Raw genomic sequence first — 11,628 nt, forward strand, 5'->3', positions numbered from 1 at the left:
CTACGCCGCCTCGGGACGTCCCGCCATGATCGCGCGCAGGGCTGCTTCGGGCTCGCGATCCAGGATGTTGAGAAGAGTGCGGACGCAGGGCGGGATCATGGTGCGGCCCTGTTCCCAGTTCTTGAGGGTCGCCAGAGGTGCGCCGATCACCTCGGCGAAGGTCGCCTGCGTCATGCCGAGGCGCTCGCGGATCATCCGAGGAGGCAGCACGATGGCCGCGCCATCGAGGTAGGAGGGATCGTCCGGGTCGAACCCGTCCTCCATCATATAGCGGCGGATATCCTCCTCGGTAGTCGTGTCCAATCTGGCGCGATCGACCGTGACGGGACGTTTCAAGGCTTCTTCAAGTGTGATCTTTGCCATTCCGCGCGCTCCTTGCGGTTCGCTGGCCAAGCCGTGATGATCCATCGCGTATCGCCACGATCAGTGTCGACAACCGTGACGAAAACCTCGTTCATCTGTCCGATGGCGATCATACGAACTTCTCCGTAATCCTGCCGCGTGTCCGTCTTCACGAGGACGCGACCCGCAAAGATCGTGACGGCGTCCGCGAAATCGATGCCGCGTTCCGCCAGAACCTTGCCCTGCTTGCTCAAATCCCAATCGAAGTTCATCCTGGGCTTCCCGTCCCCGGAAAGCCCCCTGCCCGCCTCCGCAGCCGAAGAGAGGGTGATTCCGCGGAAGTTTCGCGAGAGACAGATATACGCTGCCAGCGCCCCTCAGTAGAGGAAACGCCGGGTTCCCTTGCTGCGACACGCGGTTCCTAGGGCCGCAGGAACCGCCCGACCAGCAGCCGCGCCAGGTCGCGCGGCGGCTCGGGGGTCAGGACGGCGAGCTTGTTGGAAGTGGACAGGGAGGCGAGCCCGTGAAGGCCGGCCCAGAGGGTCGCCACCGCCTGCCGTCTCTCGCTCGCATCCGGGATCAGAGGTTCGAGCACCCCGTCGACGAGGTCGGTCGCCTGGGCGAGGGCGGCGGCGTACCAGTCGGGAAAGGTCGAGTCCGGTGCCAGGGAATGTTCGAAGACGAGGCTCCAGACCTGAGGGTCCGAGGCCACGAAGGCGAGATAGGCATCGGCGAGGGCAAGGGCGTTGTCGCGCGGACCGGCGTCGGGACGGATCGCGCCGGTGAGGGCCGCGTGCAGGCGCTCCAGGGTCCGGGCGTTGACCCGCATCACCACGGCGTCGAGATCGCCGACACCATTGTAGATCGAGTTCGGGGCGTAGCCGATCACCGAGGCGAGCCGGCGCATGCCGAGGCCGCGCAGGCCCTCCCTGCGGACCAACCCCTCTGCCGCCTTGGTCACCAGGGCTTCGAATTCCTCGCGGTTATGCTCGCCTCGTGGGCCGGTGCCCCGCCGTGCCGGTTTCGTTGCCTTCGCCACGCCATCCCCGCCATCGCGTGCCGCCCGGCACCTCGCCGACGCATAGATTGCACGCCGTACAAAATCAACGTTGCCGCCTTCGCGAACGGCAGTTATTTTGCACAACGTTCAAAAATTGCGGCCGTGCCGGATTTGACGGTTCGTTACAGGGTGGGCAGTCATGGTCCGCCCCGAGGAGACCCTGATGTTTCGTACCTTGATGACGACCCGCCGGTTCGCGCCCCTGTTCTGGTGCCAATTCTTCTCGGCATTCAACGACAATTTCCTGAAGAACGCTCTGGTCTTCCTGATCCTGTTCAAGGTCGCGGGCGCCGGCGGAGAGGCCGCCCATCCGGGCATCCTGGTGACCCTGGCCGGCGCCGTCTTCATCGGCCCGTTCTTCATCCTGTCGGGTCTCGGGGGCGAACTCGCCGACCGCTACGACAAGGCACTCATCGCCAAACGCCTCAAATTCGCGGAGATCTTCGCCGCCGCCGCCGCCGCGATCGGCTTCTTCCTCCACTCGGTGCCGATCCTGTTCGTGGCGCTCGGCCTGTTCGGCACGGTGGCGGCCCTGTTCGGCCCGATCAAGTACGGCATCCTGCCCGACCACCTGAAGCGCAACGAGCTGACGGCGGGCAACGCGCTGGTCGAGGCGGCGACCTTCCTCGCCATCCTGCTCGGGACCATCGTGGCCGGCTTCGCCAGCGCGCTCGGCGGCGATGCCCTGGCCTTCAGCGCGCTGATCATGGTGTTCGCGATCCTGTGCTGGCTTTCGGCCCGACAGATCCCCTCCACCGGCGAGGCAGCGCCGACGCTCAGAATCGATCCCAACGTCGCCCGCTCCACCGTGGCCCTGCTGCGTGACCTCTACGCCGATACCCGGCTGTGGCGCGGCTCGCTCATCGTCAGCTGGTTCTGGCTGGTGGGCGCCGTGGTGCTCGCCCTACTGCCGGTGCTGGTGCGCGAGAGCCTGAACGGCTCGGAGACGGTGGTCACCCTGCTGCTCGCGATCTTCTCGGTGGGCATCGCCGTCGGCTCGGCGCTGGCCTCTTGGCTCGCCAGCGGCCGCATCGTCCTGCTGCCGACGCCGATCGGCGCGCTGTTCATGGGCTTGTTCGCCCTCGACCTCGCCTGGACCGTCTCGCACCTGCCGCCGGTCTCCGGCGAGGTGATGGGGGCCGGCGCCTTCCTCTCCACCGGGACGGGCCTTCGCGTGGCGGCGTCCTTCGCCGGCCTCGCCATCGCGGGCGGCCTCTACATCGTGCCGTCCTTCGCAGCCGTGCAGGCCTGGACCGACAAGGACAAGCGCGCCCGCGTCATCGGCGCGGTGAATGTCCTCACCGCCGCCTTCATGGTCACCGGGGCGCTGGGGCTCGCCGCTCTGCAGGGCGCGGGCTGGTCGATGGCCTCGCTCCTCACCCTCATCGGCGTCGCCAACCTCGCCGCCGGCGTGATCGTGCTGAAGGTGATGCCCACGAGCGCCTTCCGCGACTTCCTCTCGATCCTGTTCCGCGCCTTCTACCGGCTCGAAGTGCGGGGTCTCGAGAATGTCGAGAAGGCCGGCCCCAACGCCATCATCGCCCTCAACCACGTCTCGTTTCTGGATGCACCGCTGGCCCTCTCGCTCCTCGACAAGGAGCCGGTCTTCGCCGTCGACCACGGCATCGCGCAGCGCTGGTGGGTGAAGCCCTTCCTGCGGGTGACCAAGGCGATGCCGCTGGACCCGACCCGGCCGCTGGCCACCCGCACGCTCATCAATGCCGTCAAGAACGGCGAAACGCTGATCATCTTCCCAGAGGGGCGTCTCACCGTCACGGGCAGCCTGATGAAGGTCTATGACGGCGCCGGCCTCATCGCCGAGAAATCCGGGGCCAAGGTGGTTCCGGTGAAGATCGAGGGGCTGGAGAAGACCGCCTTCTCGCGCCTCTCCCGCAATCAGGTCCGCCGCCGCTGGTGGCCGAAGGTCATCGTCACGGTGATGTCGCCGGTGGCGCTTACCGTCGACCCCGCGCTGAAGGGCAAGAACCGGCGGCGCGCGGCAGGAGCGGCGCTGTACGACATCATGTCCGATCTCGTCTTCGACACCGCCTTCATCGACCGCAGCGTGATGAGTGCCCTGATCCAGGCGGGCACCGACCATGGCTGGCGCCGCACCGCGCTGGAGGATCCGGTCACGGGCACGCTCAGCTATTCGCGCCTCGTCATGGGCGCCAACATCCTGGGCCGGAAGCTGATGCCGCTCGCCGCCGAGGGCAAGGCCATCGGGCTGATGCTGCCCAATGCCAACGGCGCGGCGGTGACGTTCTTCGCCCTGGCCAGCGCCGGCCGCGTGCCGGCGATGATCAACTTCTCGGCCGGCCCCGCCAATGTCCTCTCGGCCTGCACCGCGGCAGAGGTGGACACCATCCTCACGTCCCGCGCCTTCATCGAGAAGGGCCGCCTCGGCGGCCTGATCGAGGCCATCCAGGGCAAAGTGAAGCTCGTCTATCTGGAGGACGTGCGCGCCAGCGTCACCACCGGCGACAAGATCCGGGGCTTCCTCAGCCCCCGCAAACCCCTCGTGGCGCGACGGGGCGACGATCCGGCGGCGATCCTGTTCACCTCGGGCTCGGAGGGCACGCCCAAGGGCGTGGTGCTCGCCCATCGCTGCATGCTCGCCAACACAGCCCAGGTCGCGGCCCGCATCGATTTCGGGCCGAGCGACAAGGTGTTCAACGTCCTGCCGGTGTTCCACGCCTTCGGACTGACGGCGGGCCTGATCCTGCCCCTGGTCTCCGGCGTGCCGGTCTACCTCTACCCGTCGCCGCTGCATTACCGGATCGTGCCGGAACTCATCTACGGCTCGAACGCCACCGTCCTGTTCGGCACGGACACCTTCCTTTCCGGCTACGCCAAGACGGCCCATTCCTACGACCTGCGCTCGCTCCGCTACGTGGTGGCCGGCGCCGAGGCGGTGAAGCAGGCGACCCGGAAAACTTGGAGCGAGAAATTCGGCCTGCGCATCCTCGAAGGCTACGGCGTCACCGAATGCGGGCCGGTGGTCGCCCTCAACACGCCGATGTTCAACCGCTTCGGCACGGTCGGCCGGCTCCTGCCGGGGATCGAGTCCCGGCTCGAACCGGTACCCGGCATCGAGGAGGGCGGCCGTCTCTCGGTGAAGGGTCCGAACGTGATGCTCGGCTATCTCAGGGCGGAGAAGCCCGGCGTGCTGGAAGCGCCGCCGGAGGGCTGGCACGATACCGGCGACATCGTCGCCATCGACGCGGAAGGGTTCGTCACGATCAAGGGCCGCGCCAAGCGCTTCGCCAAGATCGCCGGCGAGATGGTGTCGCTGGCCGGCATCGAGGCCATCGCGGGCGAACTCTGGCCGGATACGCCGAGTGCGGTGGCGGCGGTGCCGGATGCGCGCAAGGGCGAGCGGCTGATCCTGTTCACGGAGCGCAAGGACGCCACCCGCCCCGCCTATCAGGCCTTCGCCAAGGCCAAGGGCGCCACCGAGATCGCCATCCCGGCCGAAGTGGTGGTCCTGGACAAGCTGCCGATGCTGGGCACCGGCAAGGTGGATCAGGTCGGCGTGGTCAAGCTCGCGTACGAGCGGGCCGGCGGCGAGTCGACCGCGGCAGCGTAGGTCTCGCGAACCCTCTCCCGCAAAGGGGGGAGGGTTCGTGGCCATTGTCCCATCACCGCCTCGGCCAACCCCTCCACCTGCGCCTCCGTATGCGCGGCGGAGAACGCCACACGCAGCCGCGCCGTCCCGGCCGGGACCGTGGGCGGGCGGATGGCGACCACCAGATAGCCCTGCTCCTCCAGAGCGGCCGAAAGGCCGAGCGCGACGTCCGCCTCGCCCACGAGGATGGGGACGATGGGGCTCTGTGCTTCGGGCAGGCCCAGATGCGTGGTGAAGCGGCGGGCGAGGGCGAGCGGACGCGCGGCGAAATCCGGCTCGGCCTCGACGATGTCGAGGGCGGCCAGGGCGGCCGCCGCCGAGGCCGGGGGAAGCCCGGTGGTGTAGACGAAGCTGCGGGCGCGGCTCGTCATCAGATCGACCACGGCGCGGGACGCGCAGAGATAGCCGCCATAGGAGCCGAGCGTTTTCGACAGAGTGCCCATTTCGAGGGGCGCCCGCGCGTCCTTCCCGATGACGCCGAGGCCGTGGGCGTCGTCCACCAGGGTCCAGGCATCGTGCGCGTCGGCGAGATGCAGGATGTCGGCGATCGGCCCCCGGTCGCCGTCCATGCTGTAGACGCGTTCCGTGAGGATCAGCGCATGCTGGTGGCGGGAGCGGTGCTTGGTCAGGAGCGCTTCGAGATCACCGAGGTCGTTATGGGCGAACCGCAGCACCTTCGCGCCGGAGAGCCGCGCCCCGGCCCAGAGGCAGGAATGGCCGAGCGCGTCCACGAGGATCAGGTCGCGCGGGCCGGCGAGCCCGGAGACGATGCCGAGATTGGCGAGATAGCCGCTGCCGAAGACCAGGGCCGCTTCCGTCCCCTTATGGGTGGCGAGGCGCTCTTCCAGGGCGGCGAGGGGCGGGTGGCTGCCGGTGACGAGACGGGAGGCACCGGCCCCCGTCCCGTAAAGGGCGGTCGCGGCCTGAGCCGCCGCGATGACGCGCGGATCCTGCGACAGGCCGAGATAATCGTTGCAGGAGAACGAGACGAGGCTGCGCCCCTGTCGCGTCGCCGCCGCCTGCGGGCCGCGCGTGGTGGGAACGAGGTGCCGGCGCAGGGAGGTCTCGTCGAGGCGGGCGAGATGGTCTCGGGCGAACGCTTCGAGGCTGGTGGTGCGGTCGGGGTCGGACATGGGAGCGGGAAGGAAGCCCGCGCCATCGCGATGTCAAGCACGCGCGATGGTCACTCGCCCGGCCGGCGCCTCTCGATGCGGTAGAGCGCGAAGCGCGCGGATGCCGCCAGGGGCACGAGCAGGCCCGGCATCGGGTTCGGAGCCGAGGGGCCGACGACGTAGAGGTAGTCGAAATCCTCGGTCCAGGTGCGGGTATAGCCCGGCGCGTCCGCGTTGGGCCGGCCCTCGGCGATGTCGCGCAGGATCACCATCGCCGTCGGGCCGCCATAGGGGACGGCCAGATGGCGGTAGCCATCGATCACTGTCACCGGCTGCTTGCCGATGGAGGTGAACAGCGTCGGCACGAACGCATCCGCATAGGCGACGGCCAGCGTCGCCGCGTTGTAGATCGGATAATCGGAGAGGTCGCCGAGGGGGGCGTCCTCTCCGCTGCCGCTATGGCCCACGAGCACGCGGGAACCCGGCTTCAACTGCCCGAAGGACGCGACGAGCGCCGCATACTCGCCCCGGTAGATCGCCGCGACAGTGAGGGCGGAGGCGAGGTTCACCAGGGTCACGCCCAGGACGGCCACAGCGGCAAGTCGTCCCCAGGCCCGGCTCGGTGGCGACACCACGATGAAGCCGGGAACGATGAGAAGTGCTGCCACCGTCACCCGGAGATCGACGAAGGACGTGTCGAACAGGCGCGTGGGCAGGACGACGAAGAGCGCCGCGAGGCCGGCCGCCAGCCAGCACCCGGATTGAATCGGCCGGACCGCGCCTCGCATCGCGGCGGACCCGATGAGGCCGACGAGGATCACCGTGCCGCCGGTGGAAAGCCAAAGATCGTAGCCGTTCAGGGTGGCGAACACCATCAAGAGCTTGGTCTGACCGTTCCAGGCGGTCCCCTCCTGGCCGACGGCGCCTCCGGTCGCCTTCATGACCCCGAAGGCGACGAGTGCCGGCAGGGCGAGGGTGAGGAAGCGCGCCATCGTCGTCGGCAGGGCGGGCTTTCGGGTCCGGGCACGCCAGAGCTCGTGAATGCCGAGGGTGAAACCGTAAAGGCCGAGCGCGAACAGATGGGCGCCGAACAGCAGGGTCACGAAGAGGGTGTGAAGCGCGAGCCGGAGCGGCCAGGCCCGGTCCTGCAGGACGATCCAGCAGGCGATCCCCCACAGCGCGATGCCGAGGGCGAACTGGAAGTTCACGAAACCCCAGGCGAAGGGAACGCTGTAGAGCACCAGCAACGCGAGGAACCCACTCACCTGAAAGCGGCGCTTCACGGCGAGCTCGATGGCGATGGCCCCTGTGATCGTGAGGATCTGGCTCGCCAGCAGGAACAGCCGGGTCGCGAGTTCGACGCTCGTGATCCGCGCGACGAGCGGGACGACGAGATCCATGGCGAGGTTGGGATAAAGCGCCCAGGTCACTCGGTAGAAGGGGTGCGCCTGTGGGGTTCCGTCCCGCACGAGGATGTACATGCGGGCGAGGTGGTTGGGATAATCCACCATCGCCGGGATCGGCATCGTCAGCACCGGGAGCAAGGCGATGACGAACAGGAGAGCGAACAGCGCCACGGTCGGCGGCGACGTGCCCCAAAGCCGGCCGGGGATGAGTTCGGGTCTCTCGGCAGGCACAGGACAGTCCCGGACAACGAGATCCCTCCGGAGGGCCGGTCGATGGCCTGGAGGGCAGGGTCGCAGACCATGCCTCCGACGGCTTTAAGATCGGGTTGCAGTTCGCTCCCTTGACCGTTCGGCCGCGCACGCTCATCCCGCACGAATGCCTACGGATGCGAAAAACTCTCTCTGGCGGCCCTATACGCAGATGCGGACCGCGGCGCCGCCCCTCGAGGCCGTGCGCACCTCGGGCTCGCGGATCCTGCTCGCCGACGGGCGCGAACTCATCGACGGCATCGCCTCGTGGTGGACCGCGGTCCATGGCTACAACCATCCGCATATCCGTGCGGCGGTGGCGGCTCAGCTCGAGGCCATGCCCCATGTGATGTTCGGGGGGCTCACCCATGCGCCGGCCGAGCGCCTGGCGTCCCGCCTCGCCGCCCTGGCGCCGGGCGACCTCGACCACGTGTTCTTCACCGATTCCGGATCGGTGGCGGTGGAAGTGGCGCTCAAGATGGCCGCGCAGATGTGGCTCAACCGGGGCATCGCCGGACGCAGCCGGTTCCTCGCGTTCCGCGGCGGCTACCATGGCGACACGATGGGAGCGATGTCGGTCTGCGACCCGGAGGAGGGCATGCATCGGCGCTTCGGCGCCTACTTGCCGACTCAAGTCTTCTGCGATCTTCCGCGCGACGACGCCACTGCCGACGCCCTCGACCGTGCCTTGGCCGAGCATGGCGATACCCTCGCGGCGATCATCGTCGAACCCCTGGTCCAGGGGGCGGGAGGCATGGTGATGCACGCCCCCGAGACCCTGGCACGGGTGGCGCGGGCGGCCGAGCGGCACGGCCTGCCCCTCATCGCCGACGAGATCTTCACCGGTTTCGGCCGAACCGGCACCCTGTTCGCCTGCGAGCAGGCCGGAATCGTGCCCGACATCCTCTGCCTGTCGAAGGCACTCACCGGCGGCACCATGGCGCTGGCCGCGACGATCGCGCGGCGTCCGGTCTTCGAGGCCTTCTTGTCCGACGATCCCTCGGCGGCGCTGATGCACGGCCCGACTTTCATGGCCAATCCCCTCGCCTGCGCTGCCGCCAATGCCAGCCTCGACCTGTTCGAGACCGAGCCGCGTCTGGAACAGGCACGGGCCATCGAGATCCGCTTGGCAGAGGGACTCTCCGGCCTGCGCGGTCTCCCCGGCATCGCCGACATCCGCGTTCTGGGCGCCATCGGCGTCGTGCAGTTCGCGCGCGCACCCGATCTCGCTGCGCTCAAGGCGTGCTTCGTGGAGCAGGGGGTCTGGGTCCGCCCCTTCGGCGACATCGTCTACCTGACGCCGGCCCTGACCATCGCGCCGGACGATCTCGACCGTTTATGCGAAGCCGTGGCCCACGTGGTTCGGACATCGGCCGACACCGAGGCAGGGCCCTGAAATCTGTCCGCTCCCGCCCTGCAACCTGAACGGATGTTTATCGTTGGATCAAGTTGGGTCAAACGGTGAAGGGTGGGCATCGTGGTGAATGAGACGACGCGCTCGGACGACGACAGGCCGGTGATCCTCCTCGTCGAGGATGAAGCCCTGACGATCATGGACCTCGGGGATGTCCTCGAGGACGGCGGCTACGAGACGGTGCAATGCGCATCCGCTGAGCGGGCGCTGGGTATCCTCCAGGCCCGCACGGATATCCGCGGGCTGATCACGGACGTGGAACTGTCGGGCAAGGTCAACGGGTTCGATCTCGCCAACGCGGTGTCGGAGGCACGGCCGACCCTGCCGATCGTCATCGTCTCGGGCCGTGCCGCCCCCGACCCGGAGCGGATTCCCGCAGGTGCCCGCTTCATTTCCCGTCCCTGCACCGGAGAAGATATCCTCCAGCAGATCCAGAGCCTGATCCCCTGCTGAGACGCCGGACGACAGTCCAGAACCGGTCGTCGGCCTGGTTTCGGCCGGCGAAGATCGCTTTGCCTGGAGGAACATCTCTTCGCCGGCTGTTGGTTTCCTCGCGAATTTGAGCCGACTGTCATCTCAGCTTCACGAGCCGGACGCCATCTGCACGCACATGGTCCGCCTCCTTCGCCGGGATCTCAAACGGCGGCTCGGGAACGCGGCCTCCTGCGGGTGTGGAGTCGGGCGGCGATGGTTTCGGCTGAAGAGCGAGGGGCGGTATCGTCCGGCAAGGCCATATCATCGGGCAAGTCCGAGCTGGCCAAGTCCGAGTTGGGCAAGACCGACAAAGCCGGCAGGGACACCGAACAGACGATGGGCAAGTCCGACAAACGTATTCGCCCTCCCGGCTCGAAGAGCGTCGGGTGGGCCCTGGTCCAGGCGGCGCGGCTGCACCGCTCTCGGGTGGGGGATCGTCTCGCCGCCCTCGACCTGTTCGCCGGGCAGGAACAGGTGGTTCAGGCTTTGGCGGTTGCCGGCACGATGACCATGGGCGATCTCGCCGCCACCCTTCGGGTCCGGCCGCCCACGGCCTCGAAGACGATCTCGCGCCTTGCGGCCCTCGGCTTCGTCGAGCGGCGCGCAGAGGCAGGGGATGGCCGCATCGTCCGCGTGCGACTCACCGAGGCGGGCCTCGCCAAGGCGGAAGCCATCGAGCGCCTCTGGGACGAGGTCGAAGCGGAGATGCTCGATGGGTTCGACGGCAAGGAGCGACGCCGCCTGCGCAAGCTCCTGCGCAAGGCAGCCCGCAACCTCGCCGACGTCTCGGGTGTGACCGGCCACGAAGTCGATGGCGACGCCGATATCGAGAACGACGAGGACGAGCCCGATGCGCTGGTCGTGCCGATCCAGAGCGATCGCCTCGACTGAGACTCGGCGGCTCCTATCCTCAATCGGGGACATGTCCGCCGCGACGGAAGCTCCGCTGTCAGATCTTCCGGGCTATACCCGAATGGGCATGGACGCCCTGCTTGCGTTTGGGCGCGCGTCGTTGCTTCCGGCGCTCCAGCCGGAGAGCGAGGCGTCCGGCCAGCCGGTCGATCAAGATAAGGATGCCGCTGACGATAATGGCGAGGGCGCAGGCACTCCCGATCAGGATGCCGATCACGCCCGGCGTCGGGATCACCATGAGACAGACGAGCCCGAAAAGGGCCGTCAGGGGAACCCATTTTGCCATGACGCGGACGGCCCTTCGGTATCACAGGACCGAAGCTGTCACACTCGCATAAAGACAAACTTAAACTGATGAGCTTCGTTTCGAGCAGGACCGCCGGCCCTCCCGGTCGCGGGAGGGCCGGTCAGGGTTCGGCTCAGCGGTGGTGACGGTGGCGGTAATGGCGACGCGAGTTCATGCGCGTCCGATAGGCGCGACGGCCCGGATCGATCCCGAGAGCGCCGTTGACCGTCCCGACCGCGCCGCCGACGGCGCCGCCCACGATGCCGCCGATCGGTCCGCCGACCCGGTCACCCTCGGCCGCGCCGCGGCGGACGCCACCGGGCAGGCCCTGGGCTTCTGCCGCGCCCGACAGGGCGAAAGCGGACAGGACGAGGGTGGCGGCAAGCAATGCCTTCTTCATGACGGGATTTCCTCTTCGTCTTTTCGAATCCCGGCCGCGGTCTTGCGGCCGGATCGACCTTCAGCGTCCGGATCTGCACCGCTCCCGACCAGGATGGCGCGCCGTCACGCATAGGCTGATAACGGCCGAGCTTCCAAAAGGTGGCATCGAATCCCGATCGGCCCTGGCCGACACGTGACCGGCTGGACGATGCGGGAGGATGATCGCCTCGCGGCTGCTGGTTTCTGCCGTCCGGCACTGCTAGAAGCCGGAAATGCGCGTTCTCGACGTCCCGCGCGGCCTGAGCCGCCTTCGAATTACGAGCCCGGCCTCCGCCTGACGGCCGCTGCGGCGGCCCGAGCGGGA

11 protein-coding genes are annotated in these 11,628 nt (G+C 68.1%); 4 read left to right on the forward strand and 7 right to left on the reverse strand.

Features of this window, described 5'->3' with window-relative positions:
• The 3 genes from ASF08_RS19190 to ASF08_RS19200 all read right to left on the reverse strand — a co-directional run bounded on the left by ASF08_RS19190 (position 1) and on the right by ASF08_RS19200 (position 1,381).
• Entirely contained in the window at positions 1–363 is a 363-nt protein-coding gene (locus ASF08_RS19190; protein ID WP_056148653.1) for a helix-turn-helix domain-containing protein, read from the reverse strand.
• Positions 333–596 (reverse strand): BrnT family toxin, encoded by a 264-nt coding sequence (locus ASF08_RS19195; protein WP_244474581.1) that lies wholly within the window; start codon positions 594–596, stop codon positions 333–335. The genes ASF08_RS19190 and ASF08_RS19195 overlap by 31 nt, the downstream gene beginning before the upstream one ends.
• A 167-nt stretch (positions 597–763) precedes the next feature.
• The gene (locus ASF08_RS19200) at positions 764–1,381 is read right to left on the reverse strand and encodes a TetR/AcrR family transcriptional regulator (protein WP_056148659.1); all 618 of its coding nucleotides are present in this window, start codon (positions 1,379–1,381) and stop codon (positions 764–766) included.
• Between the two features lie 184 nt (positions 1,382–1,565).
• Here ASF08_RS19200 and ASF08_RS19205 point away from each other — a divergent pair, with 184 nt between their 5' ends.
• Positions 1,566–4,991, forward strand: a complete 3,426-nt coding sequence (locus ASF08_RS19205; RefSeq protein WP_056148849.1) for an acyl-[ACP]--phospholipid O-acyltransferase — start codon at positions 1,566–1,568, stop codon at positions 4,989–4,991.
• Here the strand turns inward: ASF08_RS19205 and ASF08_RS19210 are convergent.
• Together ASF08_RS19210 and ASF08_RS19215 are read right to left on the reverse strand one after the other, a co-directional pair.
• Positions 4,928–6,163 (reverse strand): aminotransferase class I/II-fold pyridoxal phosphate-dependent enzyme, encoded by a 1,236-nt coding sequence (locus ASF08_RS19210; protein ID WP_056148662.1) that lies wholly within the window; start codon positions 6,161–6,163, stop codon positions 4,928–4,930. The two genes, ASF08_RS19205 and ASF08_RS19210, sit on opposite strands and share 64 nt — an antisense overlap.
• Before the next feature lie 50 nt (positions 6,164–6,213).
• Positions 6,214–7,779, reverse strand: coding sequence for a hypothetical protein (locus ASF08_RS19215; RefSeq protein ID WP_244474582.1), 1,566 nt, complete (start codon positions 7,777–7,779; stop codon positions 6,214–6,216).
• A gap of 145 nt (positions 7,780–7,924) precedes the next feature.
• On the opposite strand from ASF08_RS19215, the gene ASF08_RS19220 reads away from it, so the two are divergent.
• The 3 genes from ASF08_RS19220 (at position 7,925) to ASF08_RS19230 (ending at position 10,576) form a co-directional block, all read left to right on the forward strand.
• Positions 7,925–9,193, forward strand: coding sequence for an adenosylmethionine--8-amino-7-oxononanoate transaminase (locus ASF08_RS19220; RefSeq protein WP_056148666.1), 1,269 nt, complete (start codon positions 7,925–7,927; stop codon positions 9,191–9,193).
• 81 nt (positions 9,194–9,274) lie between these two features.
• Positions 9,275–9,664 (forward strand): response regulator, encoded by a 390-nt coding sequence (locus ASF08_RS19225; RefSeq protein ID WP_056148853.1) that lies wholly within the window; start codon positions 9,275–9,277, stop codon positions 9,662–9,664.
• 357 nt (positions 9,665–10,021) lie between these two features.
• Positions 10,022–10,576, forward strand: coding sequence for a MarR family winged helix-turn-helix transcriptional regulator (locus ASF08_RS19230; RefSeq protein WP_056148855.1), 555 nt, complete (start codon positions 10,022–10,024; stop codon positions 10,574–10,576).
• 58 nt (positions 10,577–10,634) lie between these two features.
• Here the strand turns inward: ASF08_RS19230 and ASF08_RS19235 are convergent, their stop codons facing one another.
• Together ASF08_RS19235 and ASF08_RS19240 are read right to left on the reverse strand one after the other, a co-directional pair.
• Entirely contained in the window at positions 10,635–10,883 is a 249-nt protein-coding gene (locus tag ASF08_RS19235; RefSeq protein WP_018045875.1) for a hypothetical protein, read from the reverse strand.
• Positions 10,884–11,016: 133 nt separating this feature from the next.
• Entirely contained in the window at positions 11,017–11,283 is a 267-nt protein-coding gene (locus ASF08_RS19240; protein WP_018045876.1) for a hypothetical protein, read from the reverse strand.
• Positions 11,284–11,628: the final 345 nt, after the last annotated feature.

Origin of the sequence: Methylobacterium sp. Leaf85 (assembly GCF_001422125.1) — a bacterium.
Lineage (GTDB): Bacteria > Pseudomonadota > Alphaproteobacteria > Rhizobiales > Beijerinckiaceae > Methylobacterium > Methylobacterium bullatum.